Source organism: Krasilnikovia sp. M28-CT-15, assembly GCF_047159595.1.
In the GTDB taxonomy this organism is placed as follows: Bacteria; Actinomycetota; Actinomycetes; order Mycobacteriales; family Micromonosporaceae; genus Actinoplanes.
In genome coordinates, this window is record NZ_BAAGAK010000001.1 from 6,163,775 (window position 1) to 6,181,803 (window position 18,029).

Annotated in this window: 16 protein-coding genes; 3 read left to right on the forward strand and 13 right to left on the reverse strand. The window is 71.4% G+C overall.

The window, feature by feature from the left end:
* The 6 genes from ACMCNO_RS28220 to ACMCNO_RS28245 all read right to left on the reverse strand — a co-directional run bounded on the left by ACMCNO_RS28220 (position 1) and on the right by ACMCNO_RS28245 (position 6,713).
* Complete coding sequence (locus tag ACMCNO_RS28220) at positions 1 to 756, reverse strand: gamma-glutamyl-gamma-aminobutyrate hydrolase family protein (protein ID WP_412752477.1); 756 nt, start codon at positions 754 to 756, stop codon at positions 1 to 3.
* Positions 757 to 814: 58 nt separating this feature from the next.
* Positions 815 to 1,501, reverse strand: coding sequence for a gamma-glutamyl-gamma-aminobutyrate hydrolase family protein (locus ACMCNO_RS28225; protein ID WP_412752478.1), 687 nt, complete (start codon positions 1,499 to 1,501; stop codon positions 815 to 817).
* A 73-nt stretch (positions 1,502 to 1,574) separates the two neighbouring features.
* Positions 1,575 to 2,339: a 3-oxoacyl-ACP reductase gene (locus ACMCNO_RS28230; protein WP_412752479.1), complete on the reverse strand. Its 765-nt coding sequence runs from the start codon at positions 2,337 to 2,339 to the stop codon at positions 1,575 to 1,577.
* A gap of 32 nt (positions 2,340 to 2,371) precedes the next feature.
* Positions 2,372 to 3,724, reverse strand: coding sequence for an aldehyde dehydrogenase family protein (locus ACMCNO_RS28235; protein WP_412752480.1), 1,353 nt, complete (start codon positions 3,722 to 3,724; stop codon positions 2,372 to 2,374).
* Positions 3,725 to 3,775: 51 nt separating this feature from the next.
* Positions 3,776 to 5,122, reverse strand: coding sequence for a glutamine synthetase family protein (locus tag ACMCNO_RS28240; RefSeq protein ID WP_412752481.1), 1,347 nt, complete (start codon positions 5,120 to 5,122; stop codon positions 3,776 to 3,778).
* A 67-nt stretch (positions 5,123 to 5,189) separates the two neighbouring features.
* Positions 5,190 to 6,713 (reverse strand): amino acid permease, encoded by a 1,524-nt coding sequence (locus ACMCNO_RS28245; RefSeq protein WP_412752482.1) that lies wholly within the window; start codon positions 6,711 to 6,713, stop codon positions 5,190 to 5,192.
* 641 nt (positions 6,714 to 7,354) lie between these two features.
* Here ACMCNO_RS28245 and ACMCNO_RS28250 point away from each other — a divergent pair.
* Positions 7,355 to 7,729 (forward strand): MerR family transcriptional regulator, encoded by a 375-nt coding sequence (locus ACMCNO_RS28250; protein WP_412752483.1) that lies wholly within the window; start codon positions 7,355 to 7,357, stop codon positions 7,727 to 7,729.
* A 6-nt stretch (positions 7,730 to 7,735) separates the two neighbouring features.
* Here the strand turns inward: ACMCNO_RS28250 and ACMCNO_RS28255 are convergent, their stop codons facing one another.
* From ACMCNO_RS28255 to ACMCNO_RS28265, 3 genes are read right to left on the reverse strand one after another with little or no spacing between them, the layout of a single operon-like run.
* Positions 7,736 to 8,338 (reverse strand): TetR/AcrR family transcriptional regulator, encoded by a 603-nt coding sequence (locus ACMCNO_RS28255; RefSeq protein WP_412752484.1) that lies wholly within the window; start codon positions 8,336 to 8,338, stop codon positions 7,736 to 7,738.
* 6 nt (positions 8,339 to 8,344) lie between these two features.
* Complete coding sequence (locus ACMCNO_RS28260) at positions 8,345 to 10,489, reverse strand: YhgE/Pip family protein (protein WP_412752485.1); 2,145 nt, start codon at positions 10,487 to 10,489, stop codon at positions 8,345 to 8,347.
* Positions 10,486 to 11,370, reverse strand: a complete 885-nt coding sequence (locus ACMCNO_RS28265; protein ID WP_412752486.1) for an ATP-binding cassette domain-containing protein — start codon at positions 11,368 to 11,370, stop codon at positions 10,486 to 10,488. The genes ACMCNO_RS28260 and ACMCNO_RS28265 overlap by 4 nt, the downstream gene beginning before the upstream one ends.
* A gap of 322 nt (positions 11,371 to 11,692) precedes the next feature.
* Between ACMCNO_RS28265 and ACMCNO_RS28270 the strand changes: the two genes are divergently transcribed.
* Positions 11,693 to 12,652 carry an LLM class F420-dependent oxidoreductase gene (locus ACMCNO_RS28270; protein WP_412753834.1) on the forward strand — a complete coding sequence of 320 codons (960 nt, stop codon included), beginning with the start codon at positions 11,693 to 11,695 and terminating at the stop codon, positions 12,650 to 12,652.
* 125 nt (positions 12,653 to 12,777) lie between these two features.
* Here ACMCNO_RS28270 and ACMCNO_RS28275 read toward each other — a convergent pair whose 3' ends face one another.
* A complete protein-coding gene (locus tag ACMCNO_RS28275) occupies positions 12,778 to 13,617 on the reverse strand; it encodes a GNAT family N-acetyltransferase (protein WP_412752487.1) in 840 nt (279 codons plus the stop codon).
* 123 nt (positions 13,618 to 13,740) lie between these two features.
* On the opposite strand from ACMCNO_RS28275, the gene ACMCNO_RS28280 reads away from it, so the two are divergent.
* Entirely contained in the window at positions 13,741 to 14,307 is a 567-nt protein-coding gene (locus tag ACMCNO_RS28280) for a PadR family transcriptional regulator (RefSeq protein ID WP_412752488.1), read from the forward strand.
* A 57-nt stretch (positions 14,308 to 14,364) separates the two neighbouring features.
* Here the strand turns inward: ACMCNO_RS28280 and ispG are convergent, their stop codons facing one another.
* From ispG to dxr, 3 genes are read right to left on the reverse strand one after another with little or no spacing between them, the layout of a single operon-like run.
* Positions 14,365 to 15,537, reverse strand: a complete 1,173-nt coding sequence (gene ispG, locus ACMCNO_RS28285) for a flavodoxin-dependent (E)-4-hydroxy-3-methylbut-2-enyl-diphosphate synthase (RefSeq protein WP_412752489.1) — start codon at positions 15,535 to 15,537, stop codon at positions 14,365 to 14,367.
* A gap of 8 nt (positions 15,538 to 15,545) precedes the next feature.
* Positions 15,546 to 16,805, reverse strand: a complete 1,260-nt coding sequence (locus ACMCNO_RS28290) for a M50 family metallopeptidase (RefSeq protein ID WP_412752490.1) — start codon at positions 16,803 to 16,805, stop codon at positions 15,546 to 15,548.
* A complete protein-coding gene (gene dxr / locus ACMCNO_RS28295) occupies positions 16,805 to 18,007 on the reverse strand; it encodes a 1-deoxy-D-xylulose-5-phosphate reductoisomerase (protein ID WP_412752491.1) in 1,203 nt (400 codons plus the stop codon). The genes ACMCNO_RS28290 and dxr overlap by 1 nt, the downstream gene beginning before the upstream one ends.
* Between the last annotated feature and the right edge of the window lie 22 nt (positions 18,008 to 18,029).

Below are 18,029 nucleotides of genomic sequence, written 5' to 3' on the forward strand. Positions count from 1 at the left end.
TCAGGCCGCGAGGCGGCGGGGCGGCGCGGCGAGGCCGGAGCGCTCGGCGGCCGCGGCCACGAGGGCCGCGAACACCCGCAGGTCGGTGGTGCGCTCGGGATGCCACTGCACGCCGAGAGCGAAGGCCAGCTCCGGGTTCTCGATGATCTCGACAACCCGGTCGTCGGGGCACCAGCCGACCGCGGTGAACGAGCCCGGGTCGTCGACGGCCTGGTGGTGGAAGGAGTTCACGGTGAGGCGCCCGCCCAGCTCGGCGTGCGCCCGCGAGCCGGGCTGGACGACCACGTCGTGGCGGCCGAACGCGGCCGAGTCCGCCGCCAACGGGTCCGTGCCGCTGGCGGCCCGGTGCCGGTCGTCGCCGATCAGGTCGGGCAGGTGCTGGTGCAGGCTGCCGCCCCCGGCGACCGCCATCACCTGCATGCCCCGGCAGACGCCGAGGATCGGCAGATCCTGCTCCAGCGCGGCCTTGGTGAGCAGTAGTTCGCTGCGGTCGCGCACCGAGTCGATCTCCGTCGCGGGGTGCCGTTTCGCACCCCAGTGCGCGGGGTCGACGTCGCCGCCGCCGCACAGGACGAGGCCGTCGAGGGACTCCAGCACATCGGCGCCGGGGTCATCGGGCGTGATCAGGACAGCCCGGCCGCCGGAGGCATGCACCGCTCGGACGTAGGTCATCGGTAGCATCCCGGCCAGCAGATCGTTGTCGCCGTACTGGACCTGCTGCGCGTACGCGGTCAGTCCGATCAGTGGCCTGCGCATCCGGTGAATGCCTCCCTCTATCCCTCAAGTGTGCGTATCGTCCGCGAGTTGCCCAGTCTTAGCCGCCGGCGGCATTGATCAACGCCCCGAACAGGCGCTTGTCGCGGGTCACCTCGGGGTGCCACTGCACCCCGAGCACGAACCGGCGGGCCGGGTCCTCCACGGTCTCGGGCAGCCCGTCCGCGGCCCGGCCGGTCACCGTCAGCGTTCCGGGGTCGGCCACGCCCTGATGGTGGTAGCAATGGACCTCGGCGTCGTCGCCGAGCAGCCCGCCGATCCGGCTGCCGGGGGTGAAGGCGGCGGTGTGGGTGCCGTACACCCCCGGGGCGGGGCGGTGCCGCTCGTGGCCCAGGACGTCCGGCAGGTGCTGGTGCAGGGTGCCGCCCGCGGCGACCGTGAGCAGCTGCATGCCCCGGCACACGCCGAGGACCGGGAGGTCCCGCTCCAGCGCCGCGCGGGCCAGCAGCAGCTCGGCGCCGTCGCGATCGGGTCGGGTTTCGGTCAGTGGCTGCGGCTCGGCGCCGTACAGCTGCGGGCCGAGGTCGGCGCCGCCGCTGAGGACGAGACCGTGCAGCGCCCGCAGGACGTCGGCGTCCAGGTCGTCCGGGGGCAGCAGGACCGCCCGGCCACCGGCCAGGGTCACCGCCTCGACGTACGCATGCGGGACGAGCGCGGTGGGCAGATCATGCCAGACACCCCACGATGCCGGTTCCACATAGGTCGTCACGCCGATCAGCGGGCGCATCGTTCCACCCTACCGACCCCAAGGTTCGACCCGGCAACGGTTTCACCCGGTGGGAGGGTGAACCGGGCGGCCCTCATAGCGGGGTGACGTACGCGCCCGTGATCCCGCCGTCGACGACGAACTGGGCGGCAGTCATGAACGACGCGTCGTCACTGGCCAGGAATGCCACCGCGGCGGCGATCTCGTCCGGCTCGGCGAACCGGCCCATGGGCACGTGCACGAGCCGCCGCGCGGCCCGTTCCGGATCCTTGGCGAACAGCTCCAGCAGCAGCGGGGTGGCGACCGGGCCGGGGCACAACGCGTTGACCCGGATGCCCTCACGGGCGAACTGGACCCCCAGTTCGCGGGTCATCGCCAGCACCCCGCCCTTGCTGGCGGTGTAGGCGATCTGCGAGGTGGCAGCTCCCATCAACGCGACGAACGACGCCGTGTTGATGATCGAGCCCCTGCCCTGGCGCTGCATGTGCGGAATCGCGTACTTGCAGCACAGGTAGACGCTGGTGGTGTTGACCCGCAGCACGCGCTCCCACGCGTCCAGGCCGGTGACCAGGATCGAGTCGTCGTCGGGCGGGGAGATCCCGGCGTTGTTGAACGCGATGTCGACCCGCCCGTGCCGCTGCACCACCCCGTCGAACAGCTCCCGCACGGAGTCCTCGTGACTGACGTCGCACGCGACGAACTCGCCGCCGACCTCCTTTGCCGCGGCCGTGCCCCCCTCCTCGGAGACGTCGGCGCAGATCACCTTGGCGCCCTCGGCGGCGAAGCGCCGCGCGGTGGCCAGTCCGATGCCGCTGCCTGCCCCGGTGATCACCGCAACCCTGTCCTGCAACCTCTGCACGCGCGCTTCCCTTCGGTGAGCAAAATGGACGATCAACTGTCGGCGAGGAAGACGTTCTTGGTGTCGGTGAAGGAGAGCAGCGCGTCGGGGCCGAGTTCGCGGCCCAGCCCGGACTCCTTCATCCCGCCGAACGGGGTCCAGTACCGCACCGACGAGTGACTGTTGACGCTGAGGTTGCCGGACTCCACCGCACAGCTCATCCGCAGCGCCCGGCCCAGGTCACGGGTCCAGATCGAGCCGGACAGCCCGTAGGCGGTGTCGTTGGCCAGCCGGACCGCATCCTGCTCGTCGCGGAACGGCAGCACGGACAGCACCGGGCCGAACACCTCCTCGCGCCAGTGCCGGTCCGCGGTCGAGCGGGCCAGCAGCACGGTCGGCGGGAACCACCACCCGTCGCCGTCCGGTGCGCTGCCGGTGAACGCCACGTCCGCGCCCTCGACGTAGCCCGCCACACTGGAGCGCTGCCCGGCGGAGATCAGCGGGCCCATCTCGGCGTCCGGCGACACCGGGTCCAGCACCCGGAACGCCTTGACCGCGGGCTCCAGCAGGGCGAGGAAGCGGTCGTACACGGAATCCTGGACGAGCAGCCGCGACCGCGCGCAGCAGTCCTGGCCCGCGTTGTCGAAGACCGAGGCCGGGGCGGACGCCGCGGCCCGCTCCAGGTCGGCGTCCGCGAAGACGATGTTGGCGCTCTTGCCACCCAGCTCCAAAGTCACCCGTTTCACCTGGTCCGCGCAGCCCGCCATGATGGACTTACCGACCTGGGTGGAGCCGGTGAAGCACACCTTGCGGACCGCCGGGTGGGTGACGAACCGCTGCCCGACCACGCTGCCCTTGCCGGGCAGCACGGTGAAGACGCCGTCCGGCAGGCCCGCCTCCCGGCCCAGTTCGCCGAGGCGGATCGCGGTCAGCGGGGTCAGTTCGGCCGGTTTGAGCACCACGGTGTTGCCCGCGGCGAGGGCGGGCGCGAAGCCCCAGCCCGCGATCGGCATGGGGAAGTTCCACGGCACGATGATCCCGACCACCCCGAGCGGCTCGTGGAACGTCACGTCCAGCCCGCCCGCGACCGGGATCTGCCGCCCGGTCAGCCGTTCCGGCGCGCCCGCGTAGTAGTCGAGCACGTCGCGGACGTTGCCGGCCTCCCACCGCGCGTTGCCGACCGTGTGCCCCGCGTTGCGCACCTCCAGCCCGGCGAGCTCGTCGAGATGCGCGTCGACCAGCGCGGCGAAGCGGCGCAGCAGCCGCGCCCGGTCCCCGGGCGCAACCTGCCGCCACCCGGCGAAGGCGCGCTGGGCACTCTCGATCGCGGCGTCGGTCTCGGCCAGACCCAGCGACGGTACGGACGTGAGCACCGTCCCGTCAGCCGGATTGATCACGTCGGTCACGGGGTCTCCTCCACGCCGGTTGCGGGACAGCCGATCCTGACATGCCGCGCGTCACATGCGTTCAAAGCCACGGCGCAGCTCCCAGTCCGTCACGGCCGCGTCGTACGCCGCCAACTCCACCCGCGCCATGTTGGCGTAGTGCTCGACGACGTCGTCGCCGAACGCGGCGCGCGCCGCCCCGCCGGTCGTCCACAGCTCCATCGCGTCGCGCAGGGTGCCCGGCACCCGGGGTGCCGTCGCGTCGTCGTATGCGTTACCCACGAACTCCGGCTCCAACTCCAGCTCGTGCTCGAGTCCGTGCAGCGCCCCGGCGATCAGCGCCGCGATCGCCAGGTACGGGTTGACGTCGCCGCCCGGCACCCGGTTCTCCACCCGCATACCCTGGCCGTGCCCGGCCATGCGCAGCGCGCAGGTCCGGTTGTCCACCCCCCAGCGCAGCGCGGTCGGGGCGAACGAGCCGGGCTGGTACCGCTTGTACGAGTTGATGTTCGGCGCGAACAGCAGGCTGAACTCACGCATCGTGGCCAGCAGCCCGGCCAGCACCCGCTGCCCGGTGCCGCTGAGATGACCCGGGCCGTCGCCGAGCATGGCGGAGCGCCCGTCCGTGCCGCGCAGCGAGAAGTGGATGTGGCACGAGTTGCCCTCGCGGGCGTTCGGCTTGGCCATGAACGTCAGCGCCATGCCCTCCTGGGCGGCGATCTCCTTGGCCCCGTTCTTGTAGATCGCGTGGTGGTCGGCGCAGCGCAGCGCGTCGGCGTACCGGAAGGCGATCTCGTGCTGGCCGAGGTTGCACTCGCCCTTGGCGCTCTCGGGGGTGAGGCCCGCGCCGTACATGTCGTTGCGGATGCGGCGCAGCAGCGGCTCGACCCGGGCGGTGCCGAGCAGCGAATAGTCCACGTTGTACTGGTTGGCCGGGGTGAGGTCGCGATACCCCTTCGCGAACGCCGCCTCGTACGTGTCGCGGTAGAGGATGAACTCCAGCTCCGTGCCCGCGTACGCGCTCAGCCCGTGCCCGGCCAGCCGGTCGAGCTGGCGGCGCAGGATCTGCCGGGGGGAGGCGGTCACGGGCTCACCGCCGGTGGTCTCCAGGTCCGCCAGGACCAGCGCCGTGCCGGGGTGCCACGGCACCCGGCGCAGCGTGGCGAGGTCGGGCCGCAGCACGAAGTCGCCGTAGCCGGTGTCCCACGACGACATGGCGTACCCGTCGACGGTGTTCATGTCGACGTCCACGGCCAGCAGGTAGTTGCAGCCCTCGCTGCCCCCGGCCAGCACCTCGTCCAGGAAGTACCGCGCGTGCAGCCGCTTGCCCTGCAACCGCCCCTGCATGTCGGCGAGAGCCAGCAGCACGGTGTCGACGCTGCCGTTGTCGACGCCGACGCGGAGTTCTTCCAGGTCCATCTGACTCTCCTTGCGCACGGGGGGCGGGAGGGACCGGGCGGGCGGTCCGGCCCCTCCCTCGATCAGATCACTCGACGGGGGTGGTCTGCTCGCCGTGCGCCGCCTTTTCCAGAAGGTTCGAGCGGGGACCGGTGAACCAGTTGCGCGCACTCGCGAACCACCACACCGTCGCCAGCCCCAGCACGACGGCCACGGCCACGATCGTGTAGTTGAAGTTGGCCAGGGTGATCGGATACCAGGCGGGCAGCACGAACAGCACGCAGATCACGCCGACCCAGACGATCGCGATCCAGCCCACGAGCGCACTCCACCGGCCGAGGTTCCACGGCCCCGGCACGAACTCCGGGTTGCGCCGCCGCAGGAACACCGGCCCGACGTACGCGATGTACAGCCCGATCACCGCGATCGACGTGGCGGCGGCGTACGCGGCGTTGTTCCACAGCGACGGCAGCACCAGCAGGGTCGAGCACGCCACGCACAGCCAGATGGAGTTGGTCGGCGTGCCGGTGCGCGGGTTGACCCGCTTCCAGAGGCGCGACCCGGGCAGCGCGCCGTCGCGGGCGAACGCGTACGCCATCCGGGAGTTCGCGGTCACCGACGCCATGCCGCAGAAGAACTGCGCCACCACGCAGATGAACAGCAGGAACGTGCCCATGTTGTGGCCCACCGCGTCGATGAAGATCTGCGCGGGTGGCAGCTTCAGGGGCGTATTGAGTTGAGCGTCGTAGTCCTGGATCGACCAGGTGATCGCGAACAGCAGCACGAAACCGGCGATCACCGAGACCACGACCGACATCACGATGCCGCGCGGCGCGGCCCGGGCCGCGTCGTGGGTCTCCTCGGCGACGTGCGCGCTGGCGTCGTACCCGGTGTAGGTGTACTGGGCCATGAGCAGGCCGATCAGCACGGCGTAGACGCTCGCCCCGGCGAACGAGAACCCGGTGGCATTCCTGACCTCGAAGAAGACCTCCGAGATCGGCTTGTGGCTGTCCGGCAGCACGGTCAGCGCCCCGACGATGACGGCCACGCCGATCAGGTGCCACCAGGCGCTGACGTCCGACAGCACCCGGACCAGGCTCACCCCGAACGTGTTGAGCAACCCGTGCGCCATGATCAGCACCAGGAAGATCACGAAGGTGCGGCCCGCGGTGACCTTCATGTCGAGTGTGAGGCTCAGGAACGCGGCGGTGGTGATCGCGGCACCGAAGTCGATCGCCGCGGTGACCGCCACCTCGCCGAGGAAGTTGAACCAGCCGATGAACCAGGCCCACGCGGCCTTGTTCCGTTTGGCCAGCGCGGCGGCCCACCAGTAGAGCGCACCCGCGGTCGGGTACGCCGAGCAGACCTCCGCCATCGCGAGGGCGACGAAGGTGACCATGCCGCCGACGACGAGCCAGCCGAGCGTGATGGCCATCGGCCCGCCCGCGGTCATCGCGATCACGTACGAGGTGATCGCACCGGCCAGGATGGAGATGATCGAGAAGGAGACGGCGAAGTTCGAGAAGCCGGACAGTCGGCGGTGCAGTTCCTGCTGGTAGCCGAGTTGCGCGAGGCGTTCTTCGTCGGTGCTGGGGACGGGTTCAGTGCTCATGGGACTCCCTCAGCCGGGGGTGACTGTGACCCGGGTCACGGTCTGCCGGTGATGATCGCGCCGCCGCGTCACGCACGTCAATGAGCCGGGCTAATTGCGTTGCTCCGACCTGCGCAACGCCCGCACACTCGACATCGACGCGCGAGCCCTCGGCAGGTCTCGCGAACCCCCGGTGGGCCGGCACGGGCCCACCGACTCCGCGGCGGCGCGGGGCGCGGTCACCTCTCTCTCGACACAGCGTCGATGCTGTGCATCTGCGCCCGTCCCGCGCCGCCGCCCCATCCCCGATCCACCCGGCCAGCCCGGCGCGCCCGAAAATCTACAGCGGCGAGACTAGAAATCACTCCGGAACGGTCATAAAATCGCAGGGTCGGCGACGCACCGCCGGCACGCAACTGGCACAGATCTGCAGTTGGAGAAGGAGGACGAGATACCGCAGCGACGCGAAATCGAACCGTCCCCGACCCGACAAGAGGTGATCGCAGCCGATGCCCATCACGCAGGCCGTCCGCTAGCGGCACGCAGGCGGATGACCGACTCTGCCGACGACGGTCGGCAACAGAATTGAACAGCCAGGGCCCCGGTTACCCGCCGGGGCCCTGGATTGTGCGCCGCACGGTTCCCGGCGCCGGAAAGGAAGCATGCCGACCACCGCGTTCGACGACGCCGACGTCCCCGCGTACACGATGGGGCGGGCCGCCGCGATGATCGGAGTGACGCCCGCGTTCCTGCGCAGCCTCGGCGCGGCCGGGCTGATCGAGCCGCAGCGCTCGATCGGCGGGCATCGCCGCTACTCCCGCCACCAGTTGCAGCTCGCCGGGCGGGTCCGCCAGCTGCTCGACGAGGGCATCCTGCTGGCCGCCGCCTGCCGGATCGTCACGCTGGAGGACCGGCTGGCCGCGGCGCACCGGCACATCGTCGAGCTGGGCGGCACCCTGACCGACGACGACAACGCCGAGCTGCCCACCCAGACCCACCCGGACATCGCCGTCACGACCTACTACCGCGCGACCTGAGCGGGCTCAGGTCGCCCGCTGCACGATCGCCAGCAGCCCCTGCTCGACCTCCTCGACGGGACGCTCCGGCGAGAACACCAGCCAGTCCACCGCCACCACCAGCCCCACCCCGAACAGCGCCGAGGACGCCACCCGGACGTCCAGCTCGGCACGCAGGTCACCGGAGTCCACCCCCGCCTGCAGCGTCTCGGCTATCACGCTGATGGCCTGCTCGCGCAGCAGCAACAACGTCTGCTGCCACTCCCGGTTGCTGCGCCACATCTCGGAGAGCAGCAACTGGGCGAACGACTGGTACCGGCGGATGAACTCCAGCTGTGCCCGGACCAGTGCCGCCACGGCCTCGCGCGGCGGCAGCCCGGCCACCGCCGCGCGGAAGTCGGCGGTCAACTGCCCGATGCCGTGCCGCAACAGCTCCTCGAACAGCGCCGTCTTGGAGGCGAAGTTGTAGTACACCGTGCCCTTGGCCACCTTCGCGCGCAGCGCGATGTCGTCCACGGTGGTGGCGGAGAAGCCCTGTTCGGCGATCAACTCCACGGCCGCCTCGAACAGGCGCTGCCTGGTGTCCTCCCGGCGCCTGGTCCGCCCGTCCGCGACATGTGCCTCGGTCATGTCTCCCTAGATCACCAGCTCCGGGTGCAACACCGACGGAGTGAGCCGCCGGGAACGGTGGGCCACCCCCACGGTGAGTGCGAACGACCCGATGCCAAAGGCGAGCAGCGCGAGCACGCCCACCGTCACCGTACCCGTGGGGCCGCCGTCGATGGTGTGCCGGAGGGCCTGCACGACATAGGTCATCGGCAGCAGGGGGTGCATCGCCTGGAAGAAGCCCGGCGTCGTCTGCACCGGGTACGTCCCACCGGACGAGGTGAGCTGCACCATCAGCAGCGCCAGCGCCATGATCCGGCCCGCCGCGCGCAGCGCCGCACCGAGCAACTGCATGATCGCGGCGAACGCGACCGCGGTGAGCATCAGCACGCCCAGGGTGGTCGCCGGGTGCACGGACGACAGCCCCAGCCCGGCCGTGACCACGGCGAACAGGATGGTCGCCTGAGCCAGCCCGATGGCCACGGCCGGGAGCAACCCGGCCAGCGCCACCCGGTACGCGGGCGCCCCGGACATCACGTACCGCCGGTTCAGCGGCTTCATCACCATGTAGCTGATCATCGCGCCCACCCACAGCGCGAGGGTCAGGAAGTACGGCGCGAAACCGACCCCGTACGTGCTGGCGGCGTGCCGTACGGTCCGGTTCAGCGCCACCGGGTCGCCCAGCATGTCGGCGCGGTCCGCGGTGTTCTTGCCGAACCCGGGGATCTCCTCGGCCCCGTCGGCGAGACCGTTGGCGAGCTTCGCGGCACCGCCCTGGATCTGGCCCAGGCCCGTGGTGAGCTGCCACTGCCCCGAGCTCAGCGTGCCCAGACCCGAATCCAGGTGGCGGGCGCCGGTGGCGAGCTGGAAGATGCCGCCCCGCAGGTCGCTCGCGCCCGAGGCGGCGCTCGCGGTGCCGTCACGCTGCTTCTTCATCCCGGCCTCGATCTGGTTGAGGGCGGTGGCGAACCGGTCTAGCTGATCCCGGGCGTTGGCGGCGTCGTCGGCCAGGTTCGGCGCGACGGCGGCCAGCTTGCGGGCATCCGCCGAGACCACGTGCAAGCGCTTGGCCAGCCCGTCCAGGTCGAGTGAGTCGACGACCTGCTGCACCTGCTTGGCGGCCGCCACGAGCTTGGCTGCCGCGGCCCGCGCGTCACCGATGCCCGGCGTTTCGTCCGGCAGCCCGTTCAGGAACCGCTGGATCTCCTCCGCGCGGTTCACCGCGTCCGCGGCGGCCGTGTCGATCTTGTGCACGTTGGCGGCCAGCAGGTCGGCCCCCTTGCCGACCTGGGTGGCGGCCTCCTGGATGAGGTCGGCGTTGTCGCGCAGCACCGGCTCGATCTTGTTCACAGCGGCATCCGCGATCGCGGAGAGCTTCCGTCCCACCGCGGCCGTCTGCCGCGTGGCGTCGGCCAGTTGGTTGGCGCCCGCGCGGAGCTGGACGAGTCCGTCGGCGAGGGCGTCGGCTCCGTTCGCCGCGGAGCCGAGTCCCCCGGCGATCTTTCCCGCCCCGCCGTGGGCGCTGGTGATCCCACCGGCGATCTTGGAGGCACCGGACTTGGCGTCGCCGACCTTGTCCTCCAGGGTCGCCGCGCCGTCGGCCGCCTTCCGTGTCTCCTCCTTGAGGTCGGTGAAGCCGATCAGCATCTTGTCGAAGTAGCCGCTGGCGGACTTCTTCGCGGCCGCGGTGCGCACCTCCTCGAACGCGGTCCGCGAGAAGACCCCGGAGAGGTAGTTCGTGGCGTCGTCGCTGACCACCCGCAGCTCGGCGGCGCGCGGCGCCTGCTTCGGCTCGGGGTTGACGACGAGGTTCGCCGAGAAGTCGCGCGGGATGCGCAGCATCATGTGGTACTCGCCGCTGCGCAGGCCGTCCTCGGCGCCCTTCTCGTCGGTGACGTGCCAGTCGAAGACCTCCCGCTCGATCAGCTCGTCGGCCAGGTCCTTTCCGGCGTGGACCTTCGTGCCGTCGCTGGCGGTCGCGGTCTGGTCCTCCATCACCATGGCGGCGGGCACGTGGTTCAGCCGGCCGTACGGGTCCCAGAAGGCGTACAGGTAGAGGGCGCCGTACAGCAGCGGAATCACCGCCATCACGACCACCGCCACGGCGGTCAGCCGCCCGCGTAGCAGTTTGAGCAGTTCGAAGCCGGCCAGCTTCGCGGCGGATACGCCCCTCATCGCTTCACTCCGTCCTCGAACCGTTCGGTCTGCTCGTCGTCGGTTGCCTCATCGTGTGCGGCGTGTGCCGCCGCAGCGGTCGTCACCAGCACCTCCGTCGCGTCCGGTGCGTCGTCGACCTCGGTCGTCGCGGGCCGCGCGATGTCACCGGAGCGCTGCCCCGGCGCCTGCGCGACCGCGGGGCCGCTCCGTCTCGCCTGCGCCGGTGCGACCTGTACCGGTGCGACCTGCTCGACGGGCTCCGCTGCCGCCTGGCCGACAGGTCCGGGAGCGGACGCCGCCTGGCCGGCGGCCTCGGGCGGGCCGCTCAGCCGCAGGACCGTCGTCACCCGGGCCGGGTCCATCTCGCGGGCGGTCACCAGGATCGCGACGCCGCCGGTCGCGATCCGGGCGAGGATCCGCCACAGATCGTCCTGCTCGTTCGGGTCCAGCCCCTCGTCGATGCCGTCGAGCGCGATCACCGCCGGGTCGGCCAGCCGGGCGAGCACCACACCCAGGACCTGCTTCTGGTACGGGGTCAGCTCCCAGCCCTGCAGGTTCGGGTCCAGCCCGTACAGGCCGCCGGAGATCACCGCGTCGGCGCTGCGGGTCGAGCGGCCGAGCAGCGCCAGCCGCTCCCGGACGTGGTCCGCGACCGTGAGCAGGTTCTCCGGCTGCTCCACATTGGCCACGTGACCCAGCGTCGCCTTGCCGACGAGCCGCACCTTGCCCGCGGAGAGCTTGAAGCGTTCGGTCAGGGCGAGCAGGGCGGTCGTGCGCCCGCTGCCGGCGTGCCCCACGATGGCGACAAGGTCGCCGGGATCGACCGTGAGGTCCACGTCACGGACGATCCAGCGGCGGCGATGGCGTACACCCACCCCGGTCGCGACGAGCAACGGCATGACGACTCCCTGTTTGCACTGACTGGTCAGTTCAAAAAGATACCGACAACCGGCGTGAATGCCAGCTACCGTGTGGCAGCTCACCGGGCATCGACGAACTGCTACCCGTCCGCAGTGGAGTGCACACTGTGGGTCCATGCCGCTGTCGCCAAAGCTGTTACGCAGGTCGCATTTCCGCTGGTGGCACCGCGTTGCCGCAGGCCCGAAGGTCGCGGTTCCGCGCACGGGCGCTGTTACCAAGATCGCGGTTCCAGCCCCGCCGGATGCGCTTGTCGCAGGCCCGGGCGACCGGCAGGATCGGGACATGTCGACTCGCTGGGGCATGACCGTTCCACTGGCCGGGGTGCCCCTGGCCGACCACGCGGCCGTCTACGCGGCCCTCACCGACGCCGGTTTCACCGACCTCTGGTCGTCCGAGGTCGCGGGCGCCGACGCGTTCACCCCGCTCACCCTGGCCTCGGCCTGGCAGCCCCGGGCCCGGCTGGGCACCGCCATCGCCCCCGTGTTCACCCGCGGCCCCGGCCTGCTGGCGATGACCGCCGCCGCCCTGGCGGAGGCGGCGCCGGGCCGGTTCCAGCTCGGCATCGGCGCGTCCTCACCGGTCGTGGTGGGCGACTGGAACGCCGCCGACTTCGCCCGCCCGTACGCCCGCAGCCGGGACATGCTGCGCTTCCTGCGCGCCGCCCTGGCCGGCGAACCGGTCGACCAGGAGTACGAGACGTTCGCGGTGCGCCGGTTCCGCCTGGAACGACCGCCCGCCACCCCGCCGCCGGTCCTGCTGGCCGCGCTGCGGCCCCAGATGTTGCGCCTGGCCGCCGCGGAGGCGGACGGCGTGATCCTCAACTGGCTGGCCGCGACCGACGTGCCGCGCGCCCTGACCGAGGTACGCCCGGCCCGCCCCGATTTCGACGTGGTCGCCCGGATCTTCGTCTGCCCCACGGCCGACGCCGGGTACGCCCGCACCGTCGGCCGCCGGATGATCGCGGCCTACCTCACGGTGCCCGCGTACGCGGAGTTCCACCGCTGGCTGGGCCGCGAGTCCGACCTCGCGGGAATGTGGACGGCCTGGGCCGCGGGCGACCGGCGCGGGGCGCTGGCCGCGATCCCCGACGAGGTCGTCGACGCGCTCATCGTGCACGGTGAGCCGGAACAGTGCCGCGAGCACGTCGCGGCATACGCGAAGGCCGGCGTGACCGTCCCGGTGATGGCCCTGCTGCCCACCCCCGAGCTGGAGAAGGACCCCGCCGCGCTGACGAAGCTCCTCCCCCGCCTCGGACGCTGACCCCAGCCGCCCGCTGACCCCGGCCGCCCGCTGACCCCAGCCGCCCGCTGACCCCTGGCGCCACCAGCAGCCACGGCACCGTCGACGTCCGCGCTGCGCGGCATCGTCAGAACAGGGCGGCGTCGTCAGAACAGGACGGTGGCGAAGGTCCCGGCGGGCTGGAAGCCGCAGCGGGCGTACACCCGGCGCGCGGGGTGGTTGTAGTCGTTGACGTACAGGCTGACCGTGGGGGCGACCCGGCGCAGGGCGTCGCGGACCACCGCCGCCACGGCCGGCACCGCCAGCCCATGCCCGCGGAACTCCGGGTCCACCCACACGCCCTGGACCTGCGCGGTACGGCGGGTCACGATCGCCAGCTCCGCTTTGAAGATCACTCGCCCGCCCACGAACCGGGCGTACGCGCGGCCCGCACGGACCAGCTCCGCGATCCGCCGCCGGTAGCCGCGCCCGCCGTCGTCGAGCAGCGGCGAGACGCCGACCTCCTCGGTGTACATGGCGACCGCGGCCGGGAAGAGCGCGTCGACCTCGTCGGGCCGGACGAGGCGGACCTCGGGGTCTGCCGGGGCCGGGGGCGCGGCCGCCGCGACCAGCAACGGCTGGTTGGGTCGCACGTCGCGGGCCTGGCCCCAGTGGGCGGCGAGGCGCTCCCACAGGCCCAGCACGGCGTCCGCCCGGCCGATGATCGACGAGCAGGCACGCGGCTCGGCACCGAGCAGTTCCGCGAACGCGGCGACCGCCGCGGGCGAGACGCACACCGGCACGAGGTGGGCGCCGGACCAGCACAGCGACTCGACGTCACGGCCGGGCCCGTACCCGTAGATGCGCCCGTCGGCGCGCCACCAGCTCAGGCCGTGCGCGGCCACGCGCTCGGCGATCTGGGCACCGGCGTAGGGGTCGCGGTCGAGAATCCGCTCGACCGTCGACCGCTCGGAGTCACCGAGTTGGCGGATCGGCACCGTCAGCACGGATATCAGACTGCCAGATGACGCTCCGGATACGCGCGCCCTCCCGGGCCAAGAATGAAAACCCTTGCCGCCGATCGGTTGCCGATATATCGTCTACGTATCGCCAACTGATCGGAGATAGTCATGAGACAGCACTTCCACCAGCAGTTCCACGAAGCTCGGATGCGCGGCTTCGGCTTCGGCCCCGGATTTCCGTTCGGCGGATTCGGGGGGCCCGGCGGCCCGCACGGACACGGCCGGGGCGGGCGGCGCGGCAGTCGCCCCAACGTCAGACCCGCCGTCCTCGCGCTGCTCCTCGAGCGCCCCATGCACGGCTACGAGATGATCCAGGAGCTGGAGAGCCGCACCAACGGCATCTGGCGGCCGAGCCCCGGCTCGGTCTATCCCACCCTGCAGCTACTGGAGGACGAGGGCCTCATCGAGGCCGAGGCCACCGGCGGCCGCAAGGCCTACACGCTCACCGAGGCGGGCCGCCCCGAGGCCGAGGCCGCCGCGCAGAACCCGCCGTGGGCCCAGTTCGGCGCGGACACCATGTCCCAGGCGCAGGACTTCCGCGACGCGGCGTTCGGCATCATGGACGCCCTGCGCCAGGTCGGCTTCAACGGCACCCCGGAGCAGCGTGAGCGCGCCCTCGAGGTGCTCAGCGAGACCAAGCGCAAGCTGTACGCGATCCTCGCCGACGGCGAGTGAGCACCGACGAGAAAGGGGGCGCACCGATCGGTGCGCCCCCTTTCGTACGTATGAAAGTCAGCTGACCGTGACCGTCGGGCCGGGCAGCAGCTCACGCAGCTCGTCGGGCAGCTCGGCGCCCATCTCGTCGGCCAGCCGCAGCGCCTCCTCGACCAGCGTCTCGACGATGATCGACTCCGGTACGGTCTTGATGACCTGGCCCTTGACGAAAATCTGGCCCTTGCCGTTGCCGGACGCCACGCCGAGGTCCGCCTCGCGCGCCTCGCCGGGCCCGTTGACCACGCAGCCCATGACGGCCACCCGCAGCGGCACCGGCAGGCCCTCCAGCGCGGCGGTGACCTGCTCGGCCAGGGTGTACACGTCGACCTGGGCGCGACCGCACGACGGGCAGGAGACGATCTCCAGGCCGCGCTCGCGCAGGCCCAGCGACTCCAGGATCGCGTTGCCGACCTTGATCTCCTCGACCGGCGGGGCGGACAGCGACACCCGGATCGTGTCCCCGATCCCCTCGGCCAGCAGCGCCCCGAACGCGACCGCCGACTTCACCGTGCCCTGGAACGCCGGGCCCGCCTCGGTCACCCCGAGGTGCAGCGGGTAGTCGCACTGCTCCGCCAGCTGGCGGTACGCCCGGATCATGACCACCGGGTCGTTGTGCTTCACCGAGATCTTGATGTCCCGGAAGCCGTGCTCCTCGAACAGCGAGCACTCCCACAGCGCCGATTCGACCAGCGCCTCCGCGGTCGGCTTGCCGTACTTCTCCAGCAGCCGCTTGTCCAGCGAGCCGGCGTTGACCCCGATCCGGATCGGCACGCCCGCGCCGGACGCGGCCTTCGCGATCTCCTTGACCTTGTCGTCGAACTGCCGGATGTTGCCCGGGTTGACCCGCACCGCGGCGCAGCCCGCGTCGATCGCGGCGAAGACGTACTTCGGCTGGAAGTGGATGTCGGCGATCACCGGGATCTGCGACTTCTTGGCGATGGCGGGCAGCGCCTCGACGTCGTCCTGCGACGGCACGGCGACCCGGACGATCTGGCAGCCCGACGCGGTCAGCTCCGCGATCTGCTGCAGGGTGGCGTTGACGTCCGCGGTGAGCGTGGTGGTCATCGACTGCACGCTCACCGGCGCGCCGCCACCCACGGGCACCGAGCCGACCATGATCTGGCGGCTCTGGCGGCGCGGGGCCAGCGGCGGCGGGGGCACGGCAGGCATGCCGAGACTGACTGCGGTCATATGGGTGCTCACCTGAAGATCGAGATCGGGTTGATGATGTCGGCGGTGACGGTCAGCAGCGTGAACGCCCCACCGATCAGGATGACCGCGTACGTCACGGGCATGAGCTTGTAGTAGTCCACCCGGCCCGGGTCGGGCTTGCGCAGCTTGGCGAACAGCCAGGAGCGGGCCCGCTCGTACCAGGCGATGGCGATGTGGCCGCCGTCGAGCGGCAGCAGCGGCAGCAGGTTGAAGATGCCGATGAAGACGTTCAGCGAAATGAAGATCATCAGGAAGTACTGCGGCACGCCCGCGGCGATCGCCTCACCGCCCAGCCGGCTCGCCCCGACGACGCTGATCGGGGTCTCCGGGTCGCGCTCGGAGCCGGTGATGGAGTGCCACAGCGCGGGCACCTTCTCCGGGATCTTCTTGAACGCCGTGAACGTGCCCTCGACCAGCTGCCAGCCGAAGTCGCCGGTGGCCTTCACGCCCTCGACCGGCCCGTACGTGACCAGCGCGGGCTGGTCCGTCGTCCAGCTGACGCCCGCCACGGCGACCTGGGTCACCGGGCCCTGCGGGTTGTCCAGCGGCGGCCGCTGCGCCTGGGCCAGCTGCACCGTGGCGGTGCCCGCAACCCCGTCGCGCGTGTACGCGAACACCGTCGGCCCGGCCTTCGACGCCCGGATCACGTCCGTGAGCTGGCCGTAGTTGGCGATCGTGGTGTCACCCACCTTGGTGATCACGTCGCCGTTCTTCAGCCCCGCCGCGGCGGCCGGACCGGGGAGTGCCCCGTTGCGACCCACCACGCACGTCTGGTCGGAGAGGTTCACCTGGATGCAGTCGCCGACCTGGATCCGAGCGACCTCGGCGCGCTGCGCGGCGGCGGTCTCGGGCAGCTTCAGGTCGGGGTTGGGCAGGCCGACGAAGACGGCCGCGAACCACAGCGCCACGATGGCCAGCAGGAAGTGGGTGATCGACCCGGCGGACATGACGATCGTGCGCTTCCACACCGGGAACCGCCACATGGCGCGCGGCTGGTCCTCGGGGGCGACGTCGTCGTCCTGCGGGGTCATCCCGACGATCTTGCAGAAGCCGCCGAGCGGGATGGCCTTGAGGCCGTACTCCGTCTCGCCGCGCTGGAACGAGAAGATCGTCGGGCCGAAGCCCACGAAGTACTTCGTGACCTTCATCCCGAAGCGCTTCGCGGTGATCATGTGCCCGAGCTCGTGCAGACTCACCGAGATCAGGATGGCCAGCGCGAACGCCGCCACTCCCAGCCAGTACAGCATCAGGCTCCTTCTGCCCCAGTCGCGATCATCCGCCGAGCCTGGGCGCGCGCCCATGCCTCCGCCTCAAGCACATCATCGACGGTACCCGGCTGCGCATAAGCGGGCGCCGCCGTGAGAACCGCCTCGAGTGTCTCGACGATGCCCAGGAACGGTAGCCGACCGGCCACGAACGCGGCCACACACTCTTCGTTCGCGGCGTTGTAGATCGCCGGACGGCAGCAGCCCGCCCGGCCCGCCTCCTTGGCCAGCCGCACCGCCGGGAACGCCTCGTCGTCCAGCGGCCGCAGCTCCCAGTTGTGGGCCAGCGTCCAGTCCACCGCGGGCGCCGCCTCCGGCACCCGGTCCGGCCAGGCCAGGGCGAGCGCGATCGGCAGCCGCATGTCCGGCGGGCTGGCCTGGGCCAGGGTCGAGCCGTCCGCGAACTCCACCAGCGAGTGCAGCACCGACTGCGGGTGCACCACGACCTCGATGTCGTCGTAGGGCACGGCGAACAGCTCGTGCGCCTCGATCACCTCCAGGCCCTTGTTGACCATGGTGGCCGAATTGATCGTCACGACCGGCCCCATGTCCCAGGTCGGGTGCTTGAGCGCCTCCTCCGGGGTGACGTTCTCCAGCTCGGCGCGCTGCCGGTCCCGGAACGCTCCCCCGCTGGCGGTCAGCACCAGCCGCCGCACCTCGCCGCGCTGGCCACCACGCAGGCACTGCGCCAGCGCCGAGTGCTCCGAGTCGACCGGCACGATCTGCCCCGGCCGCGTCAGCGCGGCCTTGACCAGGGGGCCGCCGGCCACCAGCGACTCCTTGTTGGCCAGCGCGAGGGCACGGCCGCAGCGCAGCGCCGCCAGCGTCGGCGCGAGCCCGAGGCTGCCGACCACCCCGTTGAGTACGACGTCGCACGGCCACTGGGCGAGCTCGGTCATCGCGTCCGGCCCCGCCACGATCTTCGGGATGCGGAAGTCGCCGGTCGCGTACCCGTGCTGCTGCGCCTGGGCGTAGAAGGCGAGCTGAAGGTCCTGGACGGCGCTGGCCCGCGCCACCCCGACCACCTCCACACCCAGCTCCAGCGCCTGGGCGGCCAGCAGCTCGACGTTGCCGCCGGCCGCGCCGATCCCCACCACCCGGAACCGGTCGGGGTTACGCCGGACGATGTCGATCGCCTGAGTGCCGATCGACCCGGTGGAGCCGAGCAGAACGAGGTCGCGCATGGCTCCATCTTCGCCGACGCCC

Bases quoted from the DNA above. Each gene is read 5' to 3' on its own strand.
- ACMCNO_RS28250 (WP_412752483.1), top strand. From the start codon at position 7,355: ATGCCGACCACCGCGTTCGACGACGCCGACGTCCCCGCGTACACGATG.
- ACMCNO_RS28270 (WP_412753834.1), top strand. From the start codon at position 11,693: ATGACCGTTCCACTGGCCGGGGTGCCCCTGGCCGACCACGCGGCCGTC.
- dxr (WP_412752491.1), bottom strand. From the start codon at position 18,007: ATGCGCGACCTCGTTCTGCTCGGCTCCACCGGGTCGATCGGCACTCAG.
- ACMCNO_RS28245 (WP_412752482.1), bottom strand. From the start codon at position 6,713: ATGAGCACTGAACCCGTCCCCAGCACCGACGAAGAACGCCTCGCGCAA.
- ACMCNO_RS28280 (WP_412752488.1), top strand. From the start codon at position 13,741: ATGAGACAGCACTTCCACCAGCAGTTCCACGAAGCTCGGATGCGCGGC.
- ACMCNO_RS28240 (WP_412752481.1), bottom strand. From the start codon at position 5,122: ATGGACCTGGAAGAACTCCGCGTCGGCGTCGACAACGGCAGCGTCGAC.
- ACMCNO_RS28290 (WP_412752490.1), bottom strand. From the start codon at position 16,805: ATGCTGTACTGGCTGGGAGTGGCGGCGTTCGCGCTGGCCATCCTGATC.
- ACMCNO_RS28260 (WP_412752485.1), bottom strand. From the start codon at position 10,489: ATGAGGGGCGTATCCGCCGCGAAGCTGGCCGGCTTCGAACTGCTCAAA.
- ACMCNO_RS28225 (WP_412752478.1), bottom strand. From the start codon at position 1,501: ATGCGCCCGCTGATCGGCGTGACGACCTATGTGGAACCGGCATCGTGG.
- ispG (WP_412752489.1), bottom strand. From the start codon at position 15,537: ATGACCGCAGTCAGTCTCGGCATGCCTGCCGTGCCCCCGCCGCCGCTG.
- ACMCNO_RS28220 (WP_412752477.1), bottom strand. From the start codon at position 756: ATGCGCAGGCCACTGATCGGACTGACCGCGTACGCGCAGCAGGTCCAG.
- ACMCNO_RS28265 (WP_412752486.1), bottom strand. From the start codon at position 11,370: ATGCCGTTGCTCGTCGCGACCGGGGTGGGTGTACGCCATCGCCGCCGC.
- ACMCNO_RS28255 (WP_412752484.1), bottom strand. From the start codon at position 8,338: ATGACCGAGGCACATGTCGCGGACGGGCGGACCAGGCGCCGGGAGGAC.